Source organism: Roseomonas fluvialis (assembly GCF_022846615.1).
In the GTDB taxonomy this organism is placed as follows: domain Bacteria; phylum Pseudomonadota; class Alphaproteobacteria; order Acetobacterales; family Acetobacteraceae; genus Neoroseomonas; species Neoroseomonas fluvialis.
In genome coordinates this window covers 3117142-3131542 of sequence record NZ_AP025637.1, presented here as the reverse complement: position 1 = coordinate 3131542, position 14401 = coordinate 3117142, and the positions used below count along the sequence as shown (strand labels likewise).

The 14401-nt window shown below is 70.4% G+C and carries 15 protein-coding genes; 5 read left to right on the top strand and 10 right to left on the bottom strand.

Annotated features, from left to right (window positions below; translation table 11 throughout):
- Positions 1-56: 56 nt before the first annotated feature.
- Both MWM08_RS15220 and MWM08_RS15215 read right to left on the bottom strand, forming a co-directional pair.
- Positions 57-1340, bottom strand: a complete 1284-nt coding sequence (locus MWM08_RS15220; RefSeq protein ID WP_244407352.1) for an MFS transporter — start codon at positions 1338-1340, stop codon at positions 57-59.
- Complete coding sequence (locus MWM08_RS15215; RefSeq protein WP_244407351.1) at positions 1337-2089, bottom strand: dienelactone hydrolase family protein; 753 nt, start codon at positions 2087-2089, stop codon at positions 1337-1339. Before MWM08_RS15215 ends, MWM08_RS15220 begins: the two co-directional genes overlap by 4 nt.
- A 139-nt stretch (positions 2090-2228) precedes the next feature.
- On the opposite strand from MWM08_RS15215, the gene MWM08_RS15210 reads away from it, so the two are divergent.
- The gene (locus MWM08_RS15210; protein WP_244407350.1) at positions 2229-3422 is read left to right on the top strand and encodes an AraC family transcriptional regulator; all 1194 of its coding nucleotides are present in this window, start codon (positions 2229-2231) and stop codon (positions 3420-3422) included.
- Positions 3423-3453: 31 nt separating this feature from the next.
- Here the strand turns inward: MWM08_RS15210 and MWM08_RS15205 are convergent, their stop codons facing one another.
- From MWM08_RS15205 to MWM08_RS15175, 7 genes are all read right to left on the bottom strand, one after another.
- Positions 3454-4149, bottom strand: coding sequence for a maleate cis-trans isomerase family protein (locus MWM08_RS15205; protein ID WP_244407349.1), 696 nt, complete (start codon positions 4147-4149; stop codon positions 3454-3456).
- Complete coding sequence (locus MWM08_RS15200; protein ID WP_244407348.1) at positions 4146-4973, bottom strand: ABC transporter permease; 828 nt, start codon at positions 4971-4973, stop codon at positions 4146-4148. Before MWM08_RS15200 ends, MWM08_RS15205 begins: the two co-directional genes overlap by 4 nt.
- Complete coding sequence (locus MWM08_RS15195; protein ID WP_244407347.1) at positions 4973-5779, bottom strand: ABC transporter ATP-binding protein; 807 nt, start codon at positions 5777-5779, stop codon at positions 4973-4975. Before MWM08_RS15195 ends, MWM08_RS15200 begins: the two co-directional genes overlap by 1 nt.
- A 217-nt stretch (positions 5780-5996) precedes the next feature.
- A complete protein-coding gene (locus MWM08_RS15190) occupies positions 5997-7019 on the bottom strand; it encodes an ABC transporter substrate-binding protein (RefSeq protein ID WP_244407346.1) in 1023 nt (340 codons plus the stop codon).
- 167 nt (positions 7020-7186) lie between these two features.
- Positions 7187-7579: a VOC family protein gene (locus MWM08_RS15185; RefSeq protein ID WP_244407345.1), complete on the bottom strand. Its 393-nt coding sequence runs from the start codon at positions 7577-7579 to the stop codon at positions 7187-7189.
- Positions 7580-7874: 295 nt separating this feature from the next.
- Positions 7875-8525 carry a hypothetical protein gene (locus tag MWM08_RS15180; protein WP_244407344.1) on the bottom strand — a complete coding sequence of 217 codons (651 nt, stop codon included), beginning with the start codon at positions 8523-8525 and terminating at the stop codon, positions 7875-7877.
- 298 nt (positions 8526-8823) lie between these two features.
- Complete coding sequence (locus MWM08_RS15175; RefSeq protein WP_244407343.1) at positions 8824-9327, bottom strand: YqhA family protein; 504 nt, start codon at positions 9325-9327, stop codon at positions 8824-8826.
- Between the two features lie 56 nt (positions 9328-9383).
- Here MWM08_RS15175 and MWM08_RS15170 point away from each other — a divergent pair, with 56 nt between their 5' ends.
- From MWM08_RS15170 to MWM08_RS15155, 4 genes are all read left to right on the top strand, one after another.
- Positions 9384-9734 (top strand): RidA family protein, encoded by a 351-nt coding sequence (locus tag MWM08_RS15170; protein WP_244407342.1) that lies wholly within the window; start codon positions 9384-9386, stop codon positions 9732-9734.
- Positions 9735-9736: 2 nt separating this feature from the next.
- Positions 9737-10693: a potassium channel family protein gene (locus tag MWM08_RS15165; protein ID WP_244407341.1), complete on the top strand. Its 957-nt coding sequence runs from the start codon at positions 9737-9739 to the stop codon at positions 10691-10693.
- Between the two features lie 61 nt (positions 10694-10754).
- On the top strand, positions 10755-11747 hold the full coding sequence (locus MWM08_RS15160; protein WP_244407340.1) for an NAD-dependent epimerase/dehydratase family protein: 993 nt from the start codon (positions 10755-10757) through the stop codon (positions 11745-11747).
- Positions 11748-11758: 11 nt separating this feature from the next.
- A complete protein-coding gene (locus MWM08_RS15155) occupies positions 11759-12895 on the top strand; it encodes a DegT/DnrJ/EryC1/StrS family aminotransferase (protein WP_244407339.1) in 1137 nt (378 codons plus the stop codon).
- A 226-nt stretch (positions 12896-13121) separates the two neighbouring features.
- On the opposite strand, the gene MWM08_RS15150 is transcribed toward MWM08_RS15155, so the two are convergent.
- Positions 13122-14120 (bottom strand): NAD(P)H-dependent flavin oxidoreductase, encoded by a 999-nt coding sequence (locus MWM08_RS15150; protein WP_244407338.1) that lies wholly within the window; start codon positions 14118-14120, stop codon positions 13122-13124.
- Positions 14121-14401: the final 281 nt, after the last annotated feature.

The window sequence follows — 14401 nt, the reverse complement described above, 5'->3', positions numbered from 1 at the left end:
GTGCTGCGGCGTCCCGGCGTTTCTGGCTCACATCGCGCGGAGGTGGAGCGTTCCCATCATGCAACGCGCTGCCGCGGCACGATCATGATCAGCATCACCCCGGCAAGCCCCACCAGCGCGGCCACCGCGACCGGAATGCGGTGCCCGCCCAGCGCTTCGACGGCGAAGCCGGCCGCGAGCGGCGCCGCCAGGACTGCGACCGCCCGGCTGGTATACAGCAGCCCGATCACGGTGCCGGCGCCCTGGCGTCCGAACTGGTCCGCGGCGAAGGCCGGCAGCAGCGCGATGAACCCGCCGTAGCTGGCTCCGAACAGGATTGCGAAGGCGATCAGCGCCGGAGGTGACGCGGCCATCGCCCAGAGCGTCGTTGCCGCGACAAGCGTCATCGCGCTGCCGAGGAACATGAACCGCCGCCCCGCGACATCCGCCAGCGCCCCCAGCACGAAGCGGCCCGCCATGGAGGCGATCCCGATCATCGCGAGCAGGCCCAACGCATCCGCCCTGTTCAGCCCGAGGTCCTGCGCCGAGGACACCAGGTGCGAGAACGGCAGGACCACCGTGACCGAGACCAGGAGCACCCCAAGGTAGAGCGTCACGAATCCCCGCCCGGAGACGGCCTTCGCGCCGGGAGCGACGTTCAGCCTCTGCGCGCCGATCTCGCGGGCCGAGGCCTGCAGCGCGGTTGCGCCGCGCCGTGGCGGCATGCCGGGCATCAGCATGGCCCCCGCCAGCCCGACGATGCCGGCACCGATGCCCGAGGCGGCGAAGGCGAAGCGCCAGTCGCCGAAGGCACTCAGCAGTTCCGCCATCGGCAGCACCATGGCGGTGCCGACGCCCGATCCCGCCGCTGCGATACCCGAGGCGAGGCCCCGCCCGACCGTGAAGCTGCGTTGCACCGCGGCAATGGCCGGGACATACGCGAAGCCGGTGCCCAGGCCGATGACCACGCCGTAGCAGATCACGACCTCGGTCATGCTGCGCGCCGCGGCAGCGGTGGCGAGGCCGAGTGCCACCATCGCCATGCCCATGATGGCGAGCGGTCGTGGCCCGAAACGGTCCGCCAACGGCCCGCTGTAGCCGCTCACGGCGAAACAGCAGGCGCTTGAGAGCGCGAAGACCAGGGCGGTGGAGGCGCGCGAGCCGCCAAAGGCCGCCGCGAGGTCGTCGGCGAAGGCGGCGTAGGAATAGATCGCGCCGAACCCCACCATGTTGAGCAGGAACGCACCGGCCAGGAGACGCCAGCCCAGGACGAATTCCTGCGACTTCGCATCGCGCGCCGCGGGCGCGACGGTGGCCGCAAGCGCGGCATGCCGGTCCATGGTGTCGACCTGCAGGCTCACAGCCCACCCCACGACAGGGCGAACGCGAAGAAGGACGCCACCTCGGTGGCGCTGAGGGCGGTGAGGGCCGGCCAGGGCCGGATGCGCACGCGGCCGGCGTCCCCGGGCGCCGGGTAGAGCCAGGGCGCCAGCGGCTCTGCGGAGGGGAAGTCCCAGGCATAGCTTGCGCCGCGGAACATCACGCGGCGGGTCGGCGCGCCGCCGGCCAGCCGCTGCGCGAGCGCGACGCAATCAGCCTCGGCATTCGCCGGGTCCTCCGCGCCGTGCAGCAGCAGTAGGCCGCCGCGCGACGGCGCCGCGGGCAGGTCGCGCAGCAGCCCCGCGCAGCCGGGATAGAGAAGCGCACGCGCCGCGAAGGCATCCTGATCCACGGTGGCGAGCATCGCCGCGCGCGCACCGCCACCGAAGCCGAGCAGCCCGATGCGCGCCGGGTCGACACCCGGATGGGCGCGCAGCGCCGCCACGCCACGGCGCACCACCTCGGCGTCCGGCTCGTCCGGCTCCGGCGCGATCTCGAGCACCAGCAGCCCTGCCGCGGCGAGTTGCTCGACATAGGGCAGGCTGCGCTGGTCGGGCCCGAGCGTGTCGTGCACCAGCAGCACCGCCGGCATCGTACCGGTGGCTGCCGGTGCCGGCGGCAGCGTCATCAGGCCGACCGGCCCGGCCGGATCCTCGATCGAGACTGGCTGGCCGAGTTCCTCCGCCGAGAGGCGCGCCGCGACCGGCTGTGCCCCGAGCGCAAGGAGCACGAGCGCGACCGCGCCGCGTGCCGCGCCCCGCCCGCGGCCGCCGCTCCGGCGCGCGTTTACGCGGGCCGGAGCGGCGCCCGAGGGCCCGTTGCCATCCTGAATTGTGGTCGAGGGGATCATCACACGGCGATGAAACGCGTTGAGGCTTGCCCGGGGAAACCCTGGCGGCGTAACTTCGCGATCACGGCGCTGTGTTTTCTGCGCGATCTGTCCGAAGGTCGCGCGTCCCGTATCTCCGTATCTGATCGAGGTGCGCGTGGATCACGATCGTCGAGCCCACGGCAGCGAGCCACCGCACGGTGCCCTCGCTTTCGACGTTTCCCGCCTGCCGACCTTCAACGTGGTGCAGGCGGCGGATCCGGCGGAGCTGGACAGCCAGTCGCGCGTGAGCGACCGCTTTCCGACGCCGAGCCGCATGTACAAGTACCGGCTGCGGGACCGCGCGCTCTGGCGCATGCGCTTCGACGCGCCGATCTTCGGACTCGCCATTCGCTGCGCCGGCGGGATCCTGGCAAGCCATGGCGAGAACCGCTTCGCCACAGATATCGCCATCGACGGCGAGGCAGATGACTATTACGGCTTCGCCACGATTCAGCGCGGCCGCATGACGCTGGTCCAGAACGGGGACGAGGCGACCGGGTCCGCGGACCATGGCCTCGCCTACCGCACGGGCGCCGACACGCGGTTCGCGATGGGCGATGAGTGCCTGCGCACCAATGTCTTCCTCAAGGTCGGGGAGGTCACGCGCGTGCTGGAGCACCTGCTCGATGCGCGGCTGCGCGAGCCGCTGCAATTCCGGCCCACCGTCGATTGGACCGACGGGCTGGCAGCCAGCCTCCGGCGGCAACTCGATGTCGTGATGGAGGAATTCGGGCGACCGGACGGCATGGCGGACAATGCCGTTGCACTGGCCTCGATGACCGACCTGCTGACGCGGCTCGTGCTGGTCGCGCTGCCGCACAACCATTCGGACCAGCTTGGGGCCGGGAAGGCGGGCGCGATCCCGGTCTATGTCCGGCGGGCCGAGGACTTCATGCGCGCGCAGTGTGCCGAACCGCTGCGCATGGTCGAGGTCGCCGCCGCCGCCGGCTGCAGCGTGCGCACGCTGGAGGTGGTGTTCCGGCAGTTCCGCGGCACGTCGCCGCTCGGCGCGCTGCATGGCATCCGGCTGGAGCAGGTGCGTCGCACCTTGATCGACGCCGCGACTGATGAGCCGATCATCGCCATCGCGCGACGCCACGGCTTCACCAATCGGTCGCGCTTCGTGGCCGCCTACCGTCGGCGTTTCGGCGAGTCGCCATTCGACGTGGTGCGGCGCGCGTCACGGTCCTGAGCGCCGCGCCAGGTGCCGCCCGCCCGCGGCATCAGCCTGGCGGGGCGGCCTCCATGCCCGCCGCCCGCAGCGCACCCCACAGCGCCACCGCCACCGAATCCAGCACCGGGATGCCGGTCTCGGCCCGCACCAGGCGCGCGGCTTCGAGCCCGCGGAAATTCGTGCAGTGGATGGCGATGGCGTCGCAGCCCTCGGCTGCGACCTCGCGCACCAGGCGGGTCACGGTCGCATCGGCGTGCTCGGCGAAGGAGTAGTTGCCGGGATCGTCCAGGTGGCGTTCGGCGGCGGGTTCGAAGCCCTCGGCGCGCAGGTTCGCCAGGATCGCGGCCTGCACGCTGGCCAGGTAGGGCGTGACCAGCCCGATGCGGCGCGCGCCCAGCGCGCGCAGCGCGTCATGCAGCGCCAGCGTGGCGGTGGTGCAGGGCAGGCCCGTCGCTTCGGTGATGGCCGCGCACAGCACGCGGTCGGCATCGAGCCCCAGCCAGGATCCGGACGTGCCGTTCCAGCAGATGGCGTGCACCTTCGCATCGGCCAGCATCTCGGCCGCCGCGACCATCGGCGCCGTGTCGAACTGGCCGGTCGACCCGCCATCGAGCGTGATGGACAGAACCCGCAGCCGCTGGAAATGCGCCGTCACGCCGGGCGTGTCCGCCAGCAGGGCATAGGTCGCGGGTTCCAGCACCGTGTTCGACGACGGTGTGAGCATCCCCAGGCGCAAGGCCGTCATCCCCCGGTCGCAAGCCGCGGGTCGTTCTGCCCGCGCGTGGCCCAGCCGGTTGTGCGTTCCTCGATCGACGCCGCCACCCAGTACATGCCCACGCCCATGATCCCCGTGACGATCAGGCCGGCGAAGACCAGCGGCACGTCGAAGCGGGAGGAGGCGACCAGCATCAGGTGCCCGATGCCGACATTGGCGGCGACCGTCTCGCTGATGATGGAGCCCACGAAGGCGACGGTGATCGCGACCTTCAGCGACGCGAAGAAATACGGCATGGCCCGCGGCAGCCCGACCTTCGTGATGATGTCGCGCGGCTTCGCGCCCAGCGCGCGCAGTACGTCGCGCAATTCCGGTTCGACCGTCGCGATCCCCGTGGCCACGTTCACCACGATCGGGAAGAAGGAGATCAGGAAGGCGGTCAGCACCGCCGGCCAGAAGCCCGCGCCGAACCAGATCACCAGGATCGGCACCACCGCCACCTTGGGCACCGAGTTGAACGCGATCAGCAGCGGATAGAGCCCGCGATAGACCAGCACCGACGACCCGATCGCCACACCCAGCAGCAGCCCGAAGATCACCGCCATGAGGAAGCCGACCACCGTGGTCTGCAGGGTTGCCCAGGAATTCGTCAGCAGGGGGCTCCACCACTTCACCATGCTCTCGGCGATCACCGTCGGCGCCGGCAGGATGAAGACAGGGATGTCGAAGACGCGGCAGGCGACCTCCCAGACCAGGAACATGCCCGCGATGACCAGCCAGGGCAGCGCAGTCTCGAGCCGACGGCGGCGGCGGGCGGCCTCGGCCAGGGCTTCGGCGGAACGGGGCGCGGCCATCAGGCGGCCTCCGCCTTGCGGGCATCGGAGATTCGCTCGCGCAGTTCATGCACGATCGCCTGGAATTCCGCGGTGTAGGTGATGTCGAGGCTGCGCCGCCGCCCATACGGCACGGTGCGCTCGGCGATGATCCGCCCGGGCCGGTTCGACATGATCAGCACGCGGTCCGACAGATACACGGCCTCCTTGAGGTCGTGCGTCACCAGGATGACGGTGGGCTTGCGGGCGATCCAGACATCCTGCAGCACGTCCCACAGGTCCTCGCGCGTGAAGACATCGAGAGCGCCGAAGGGTTCGTCCAGCATCAGCAGCCGCGGGTCGTGCACCAGGGCGCGGCACAAGGATGCGCGCTGCTGCATCCCGCCGGAAAGCTGCCAGGGGAACTTCGCCTCGAACCCCGCCAGTCCGACCAGTTTCAGGAGTTCGCGCGCCTTGTGTTCGTAGTGGCCGCGCTGGCTGCGCAGCTGGCGTCGATGCGGCTGCACCACTTCCAGGGGCAGCATCACGTTGTCCATGATGTTGCGCCAGGGCAGCAGGGTCGGGTTCTGGAAGGCCATCCCCGCGATCGAGAGCGGGCCGGCCACTTCCTGCCCATCGACGATGACGGTGCCCTCGGTCGGCGGCCAGAGGCCCGTGACCAGGCGCATCAGCGTCGACTTGCCGCAGCCCGACGGGCCGACCACGGCGACGAATTCGCCCTCCGCCACGTCCAGGCTGCAGCCGCGCAGCGCCAGCGTGCCCTCCACGCCGCCATAGCGCATGGCGACGCCGTCGATCTGCACGAAGGGGGGCGGGATGGCGTTCATGCGATGACCCTGGGGCTGGGACGGGCGTCTGTGCGGCAGGCGAGGCATGTCACGCGAGGCACATATCGTGCCGCGCAACGCGGTGCCGCGCGGCGGCCGGGCAATGCACCGCAGGCGCCGCCGATCCGCCGGTGCCGCGGGCACAGCACCCACCCGCCCGGCGAGCGACCAGGGCAGGGCCGGGACCGGCCCCGCGACCCGGCGCGCGGGCGGTTCCTCAGATGCGCCGGTCGGCCGCCGGCGGCAGGAAGTCTGTCGTGTAGATCTGCGCCGCCTGCAGCCGCGGCGTGAGGTTGTACGCCTGCTCCACCGCCACGATGCCGGCCTGCAGCCGCGCCGGATCAACCGCCGAAATGCCGTTGGCCCGCACATTGTCCGTCAGGATCACGCGCTCGAGGTTGAGCTCGTGCCGCTCGCGCTCCAGCGCCACGTCGGTCAGGGGTTCGACGCGCTTCAGCACGTCCAGCATCTCGGTCCCGTTCCTGATGGTCTCGATATAGGCCTTCATCAGCGCGGCCGTGGCACCGCGCACTGCCTCGGGGTTGCGCTCGAGGAAGGCGCGGGTGGTCAGGATCGCCCCGCCATACAGGTTCAGCCCGTGGTCGTAGTACATCATGATGCGCTGCTGGTTCATCGCCATTCCGATACCCTTGAGCGCCAGCGCCGATGTCGTCACGAAGCCGGTCACGCCATCGGCCTCGCGCCGCACCAGCATGGGCTCGCGCAGCGCCGGCGTGACCGAGAGGAAGGTCACCTTCGACGCATCGATCCCGGCCGCGCGGGCGAAGGCCGGGAACAGCTGCCGCCCGGCGTCGAAGTCGGGTGCCGCGAGCCGCTTGCCTTCAAGGTCCTTCGGCGTGCGGATCGGCCCGTCGGCGCGCACGATGGCGCAGAGCGGCGACCGGTCATGCAGCACCGCCACGGCGACGATCCCGCGGTCGGGGTTCTCGGCCATGAAGCGGATGGTCGGGTTGATGTCGGCGTAGCCCATGTCGTAGCTGCCGCCGGCGAGTGCGACCGGCACCGCGCCACCGCCCTGGCCGCGATCGACCTGCACATCGACGCCGGCGGCGCGGAAGTAGCCCTTCTCGCGCGCGACCAAGGCGAAGGCGTTGGGCGACTGGAAGGCCCAGTCGAGCATCAGGCGCACGCGCGGCGCCTGGGCGCGGGCGGCCATCGGGGCGGCCAGCGTGCCGCCGGCGGCGAGCAGCGCCGCGCGCCGGGTGAAGCCATGGACCATCACATCGTCTCCCATGCGGCCGGTTGAGCCGGCCCATGCGCTTTCCTGGGGCATGAGCGGGGTGCTTCGCAAGGGCGGGCAGCGGGGGCGCCGCGAAATGATCGGCCATGGCGGGCGGCCCTGCCCAATCCGCGGGCGGGTGGTGCCTGTTCCCGCGCCCGCGCGGATCACCCCACGGTGCCGTAGTCGGCCAGTTCCGGGCGCATCGCCTCGATCACGAAATCCACGAAGGCGTCGGGCGCATCGAGGAAGAACTCCCGGTCGGAATAGGCCCCCACCTCGGCCGCCAGGCCACGCGCCTGCAACCATTCCGCCAGCGCCTCGAGGTCTTGCCGCGGCGTCTCGCTGAGGAAGGCGACTTGGGACCGTTGCTTGTCGGCATCGCGATTTGCGGTCTCGCTGCGACTGAACTGCAGGTCGACGGTGGCACCGGTCTGGCGCAGCCAGATCGAGCGTTCGGTCCGCCGCAGCACGACGAAGCCGAGGCGTTCGGTCAGCATCGCGACGATGGTCTCGAAGTGCCGGGGGTCCAGGCGGTTCGCGACATGATTGAAGATCATTCGGCAAGTCCATGTTCTGATTTATATATCTCGGCCGACAGTCGCGCCGCCTTGCGCGGCGGGAAGCCGCTGCGGTCGCGGGCCATCGCGTCCGCACGCCATGGCGCCAGTCCAACCCGAAGCGCGGGCGGGCGGCGCTCTGGGTCCAGGCATGCCAAGTCCAGGATGGTGCGAAGTCCCGGTGCCATCGTGGCACGCGCCGCGCCAGGTTGGCGCCAGCCTGGGCGCCCTGCCGGTGGGGGGTCAAGGCCGGCGGCGCCCGGTGGTCGGTCCCGTGCCGGACGCGACCTGCGTCTCAGGGCGGGTCCATGAAGGCCGAGGCGGCCGAGGCGCGCGCCAACAGGGACCGCATCGCCGGGTTTTCGTGCCCCTCATGCGCCGTCAGCGCATCCATCGGGCAGAAGTATTCGTGCGGATGCGGCATCTGGTGCCGTGCGAAGCCCTGGTAGTGGTCGCGCTGCAGGCCATAGAGCACCCGCAGGTCGCGCACGGGCAGCGTCAGTGCGGCGGTGGGCTCGCTGGCCAGGAACGGAATGATCAGCCAGCGCGGCGTGCTGTCATTGGCCTGGAGCGGCGCCAGCAGCCAGGGCAGCGGGCAATGCGCCAGCAGCGAGATGGTCGACGGCGCGAAGCGTGACCGCTTGTCCAGCAGGTTCTGGAAGGTCGAGCATGCCTCGATGCAGAGGATGTCCGCGTAGGGATCCTCGGCCGTGCCGCCGAAATGCAGCCAGAGCCCGTCCGGGATGGTCCGCATGCGGTCCGATCCGGGGATCTTGAGGTAGGGCTGCGCGACCGGTTCCCCATCACTCGGTCGGCCGCGTAGCCAGGCGCCCTCGGTGCCGAGGCTGGATGCCCCGGGCGGGCGTTGTGGCCAGGTCTTGAGCCGGTCGCGAATGATGGTGTCGAGACGGGCTGGGCGGCGCTCCAGGCGGCGGATTTCACTCATGACAGGAATGTATGACCCCAAATATCAACCTATTGGCGAATAAAGATGGGGTGTCGCTCGCCGGGCAAGCGAAAAGCGTATTTCTCGCGGAGCGAAAACGAAAATTGACGAAGGAAAAACGCGAATCAAATGGTGCCTGTCGGGGGTTCTCTTAACCTTCCATCTGAGCGCGGCGCGGTAAATGACTCAGTTGAGTCCCGTTTTGGCGCACCGCCCAGACGCAGCCGCGAAAACTCCCTGTCAGGCCGGCTGGACATGCCAAGCACCGTCCTGCCCACCTGACAGGTGAGTGCGGCCGTTACTCTTTCGGCGCCTTCGGACCGGCCGAAATCCGGTCGGTCAGCGCCAGCACCAGTGCCCCCACCAGGAACATGGCGTGCAGCCCCATCGCCCAGGCCAGCGTCCGGTCGGAATAGCTGTCGGCCCGCAGGAACTGCTGCAGCAGCTGGATCGAGGAAATCGCGACGATCGACCCCGCCAGCTTCACCTTCAGGTTGCCCGGGTCGAGCTTGCGGATCCAGGCCATGCCGCTTGCCTTGCCCTCGTCGAAGGGCGCCACCAGGCTGTCCCAGGACGCCAGGATCACCATCACCACCAGCGCCGCCACCAGCGTCCAGTCGAGCAGGTGCAGCAGGTCGAGCAACGCCTGGTCCTCGGGCGCCGAGAATACCCCGGTGCCGAACTTCACCAGCTTGGTCACGAAGCGCGCGGCGAACAGCGCCAGCGCCACGGTCATCCCGATCAGGAAAATCGCGGCGAGCCAGCGGCTCGCGAGAATCACGCTGGATAGAATCGGGCGCATGGGCTGAACCTCCGCGCCGGCTTATGGCCGAACTTCAACCGTGGAGGAAATAACCCATGCCGATCCGGCGACTGGCGGAGGAACAGCGCCTGTCGGGCGCCGTGGTGGCCGGCGGCATGGTCTGGCTGGCCGGCCAGGTGGCTGACGACGCCACCCTGGATGCCGAGGGCCAGACGGCCGACATCCTGGCCCAGATCGACGCCCTGCTGGCGGAAGCGGGCACGGACAAGCGCGCCCTCGTCAGCGTGACCGTGGTGCTGGCGGACATCCGCGACGCCCCGGCCATGAACCGCGCCTGGGATGCCTGGCTCGACCCTGGCCACAAGCCCGCGCGCATGACCATCGAGGCCCCGCTGGTCGACCCGTCCTGGCGGGTCGAGATCACCGGCGTCGCGCTGGCCCCCTGACCATGCCGCAGGGCGCCCGCCCGGTCCTGCCCGAGGGCTGGCTGCGATCGGTCGCCATGACGCTGGGCTTTGGCCTGGTCGTCGCCGGCGGACTGGCCGACCAGGGCACCGTCTTTCCCTTCCTGGTCATCGGCGTCGCGGCGCTCGGGCTCGGCACGCTGTATCTGCTGTTCCCGCATGGGCTGCACTTCGCCTTCGGCACCAGCGCCGGCCTCGCGGTCTATGCCTGCCTGTTCGCCGTGATGGGGCGCGCGGCCTTTCCGGAGGCGCCGCAACCGGCCCGCGCGCTGGCGTTCCTGCTGCCGGTGGCGTTCTTCCTGGCAGCCGTGTGGTGGCGCCGCCGATCCCTGCGCCTGGTGGCGGAGGCGGCACGGCCCTTCGACCTGGGGCACCTGCCGCGCATGGCGCGCTGGCTGATCCCGGTCTGGGCGGTGGGTGCCTTCTCGCTGGCCTTGCCGGTCAACCGCCTGCCGGTCTTCGACCAGGGCGCGGGGCTGGTCGCCGCGATGCTGGTCATCTCGGTGATCGTCGCCGCGTCGGTGCGCACGGTGGTGCTGCTGCTGACCGACATGGCGCTGATCACCGAGGAACTCGCCGGGCGCGCCGCACGGATGCTGGTGCCGGTTGTGGCGTTCCTCGCGATGTATGTGATGCTGGTGATCCTGTTCGCCTGCTTCTACCGGATCGCGCAGGGGCTCTCGATGGTGCCGCTGTTCCACGGGCCGCAGGGGCCGGTGCCGCTACCTTTCCCGGATGCGCTGTATTTCTCCCTGGTGACCCAGGCCACTGTCGGGTACGGCGACGTCACGCCACATGACGATGGCATCCGGCTGCTCGCCTCGCTGCAGGTGGTGGCGGGCCAGGTGCTGCTGCTGTTCGGCTTCGCCGAGATCATGCGCACCCGGCGTGTGCTGGGCGCGGAACCGCCCCCGAAGCGCCCCGGTCCCGCCGGCGACTAGGCGGCTTTCCGCCGCAATCGGAGACCAGCATGACCAGACTGCACAAGGACACGAGACGGACATGGTGACCCCCGAATTCTGGCGCGGCCGGCGGGTGCTGGTGACGGGGGGCGCGGGCTTCCTGGGGTCGAACCTGTGCCATGCCCTGGCTGGGCTTGGTGCGCGTGTCACCGCGCTCGATGCCATGATGCCCGATGGCGGCGCCTCGGCCCGCAACCTCGAAGGGGCGGGCGTGCTGCTGGTGCGCGGGGACATCCGCGACACCGAGCTCCATTCCCTGTGCGAGGGCGTGGACGTGCTGTTCAACATGGCCGCCCAGACCTCCCACATGGGCGGCCAGAAGGACCCGGTCGCCGACATTGCCATCAACGCAGTGGCACAGGTCCGCCTGATCGGCGTGATGCGCGAGGTCGCGCCCAAGGCGACCGTGGTGCACGCCTCGACCCGCCAGTTCTACGGCCGCCCGCGCGCCCTGCCGGTCGACGAACTGCACCCGGTCAACCCACCCGACGCCAACGGCGTGTCGAAATGGGCGGGCGAGCAGTACTGGCTGCTGGAACAGCGCGTCCATCACCGCCCAGTCGTCTCGCTGCGCCTGACCAATTGCTACGGGCCGCGTCTGCGCATCCGCGACGCGCGACAGACCTTCCTCGGCATCTGGATCCGCCGCGTGCTGGAGAACGAGCCCTTCGAAGTGTGGGGTGGGGCGCAGTTGCGCGACCTGACCTATGTGGAGGACGTCACCGACGCCTTCCTGGTTTCGGCCGAAAAGGCTTCCGAACCAGCGCTTTCGGGGCAGGTCTTCAACCTTGGCGGGAGCCCGCCGACCTCGCTGCTCGACCTCGCCAACCGCCTGATCGCCGCCAATGGCGGGCAGGGGTCCTTCGAAACCCGAGAGTTCCCCGCCGACCGTGCGCCGATCGACATCGGCTCCTATGCCGCCGACGACACCGCCTTCCGAAATGCTTCAGGCTGGGCGCCCAAGGTCGACCTGGATGAGGGCTTGCGGCGGTCGCTCGCGTGGTATCGTCCCCGTCTGTCCGACTACCTGTAAGGCATCCCGCCATGAACGCGCCGACCATGACCATGATCCCCCAGGCCGACCCCGGTGCCGGGTACCGCGCCCAGAAGGCCGAGATCGACGCCGCCGTCGCCCGCGCGCTGGAATCCGGCTGGTACATCCTCGGCAAGGAGGGCGCGGCCTTCGAGGCCGAGTTCGCCTCCTGGCTCGGCGCCGGCCAGCACGCGGTCGGCTGCGCCAACGGCACGGATGCGCTCGCGCTGGTGCTGCGCGGCCTCGGCATCGGGCCGGGCATGTCGGTCGCCACCGTCTCGCACACCGCGGTCGCGACCGTGGCGGCGATCGAGATGGTCGGCGCCACCCCCCTGCTGCTCGACATCGACCCCGACACCTACACCATGGATCCGGACGAACTGGTGAGCGTGCTCGACCACCCGCCGCCGGGCCTGCCGCCGATCAAGGCCGTCATCGCGGTGCATATCTACGGCCAAGCCTGCGACCTCGGGCCGATGCTGGAGGCGACGCGCGCGGCGGGCATCCCGCTGATCGAAGATTGCGCCCAGTGCCATGGCGCGACGCTCGATGGCCGCATGCTCGGCACCATCGGCACCGCCGCGGCCTTCTCCCTGTACCCGACGAAGAACCTGGGCGCGCTCGGCGATGGCGGCGTGCTCGCCACCGCCGATGCGGAGCTGGCCGAGCGCATCGCCGCCATCCGGCAATATGGCTGGCGCGAGCGCTACATCAGCAGCCTGGTCGGCATCAATTCGCGCCTCGATGAAGTGCAGGCAGCCATCCTGCGCGTGAAGCTGACGGCGCTCGATGCCGGCAATGCGCGCCGCCGCGCCATCGCCGGCGCCTATGACGCGGCGCTGGCCGGGTCGTCCATCGCCGCCCCGCACCGCCGCCCGGGCGCCGAGCACGTCTTCCACCAATACGTGCTCCGCACCGAGGACCGCACCGCGATCCAGGCGCAGCTGAAGTCCCACGGCGTCGGGACCGGCATCCACTATCCGGTGCCGGTCCACCTGCAGTCCGCCTACAAGGACCGCACGCCGCTCGGCCCCGCCGGCTGCGCCGAGACCGCCAAGGCCGCGGGCGAGGTCCTGAGCCTGCCGATGTACCCCGAGCTGACCGACGCGCAGGTGGAGCGGATCTGCGAGGCGCTGCGCGGGTTGTGAGGGTCGCGCGGGGAGGGCCTTGCCCTCCCCGGACCCCACCCACCAAAGGCCTAAAGGCCTCTGGACACCAATACTGATCGGGGGATTTGGGGAGGGGCATAGCGCGCCTGTCGCGCCGCGAACCGCCGACGACGCCCCTCCCCAAATCCCCCGATTGAGTCGAGGGTTCCAAGGGCCTTAAGCCCTTGGCGGGGGGTCGAGGGGGGCAGAGCCCCCTTCGTGCGCCTCAAGCTGCCGCGCGCCGTCCCCAGCCGGCGTTCACCATCGCCGACCCGGCTCCCAGCCGCGCGCGTGCTGCCGCGTATTCGCTGGCGAGCCGGTCCACCAGCACCGCCGTCGGCACCACCGCATCGATCCCGCCGACCGACTGCCCTGCGCCCCAGATGTCCTTCCACTTCCGCTTGCGGTCGGTGCCGAAGTTCATCTGCGAGCCCTCGACGCCGGCCAGGTTGTCGGGGTCGAGGCCGGCGTTGCGCAGCGAGGGCTTCAGGTAGTTGCCGTGCACGCCGGTGATGAGGTTGGTGTAGACGATGTCCTCGGCCGCGCTGCCGACGATCATCTGCTTGTAGTCGTCCACCGCGCGCGCTTCGGCGGTGGCGATGAAGGCGGAGCCCATATAGGCGAAGTCCGCGCCCATCGCCTCGGCCGCCAGGATGCTGCGGCCATGCGCGATGGCGCCCGACAGCGCGATCGGCCCGTCGAACCAGGCCCGCGTTTCCTGCAGCAGCGCGAAGGGCGATTGCGCGCCGGCATGCCCGCCTGCGCCGGCCGCCACCAGCACCAGCCCGTCCGCGCCCTTCTCGATCGCCTTGTGGGCGAAGGTCTGGTTGATCACGTCGTGGATGATGTAGCCGCCGTAGGAATGGACGGCCTGGTTCACCTCGGGCCGCGCACCCAGGCTGCTGATGATGAGCGGCACCTTGTGCTTCACGCACAGGGCCAGGTCCTGGTCCAGCCGGTCGTTCGACCGGTGCACGATCAGGTTGATCGCAAAGGGGGCCGAGGGCCGGTCCGGATGCGCGGCGTCATGCGCGGCGAGGCGTTCCTTGATCTCGGCCAGCCATTCATCGAGCTGTTCGACCGGCCGCGCGTTGAGCGACGGCATCGACCCGATCACGCCCGATGTGCATTGCGCCACCACCAGGTCGGGCACCGAGATGATGAACAGCGGCGACCCGATCAGCGGCAGACGCAGCCGCCCCTTCAGGCTTTCGATCAGCGACATGCGGTTCCCCCGTGGCGTTATCGCCGGAGCCTCGCCGGTTCGCGCGGCGCTGTCGAGCGTCGCGCGGCAGGCGAGGCCCGGGGCGGCGCGTCGGCGGGGGCCGGCTGCGCAGGCCGCATCGCAGGCGCGCGACCCACGACGCCGCGGCACGCCTGCCACCGAAATCGCCGCCGCACCGGGACGCTTGCCGCTTGCCCGAGCAGCCACCGCGCCCTCTGCCCGAAGTTGCCGCATTTTCCACCCCCGCCCGCAGCACTTCGGACTCGCATTCCGCAACTTCG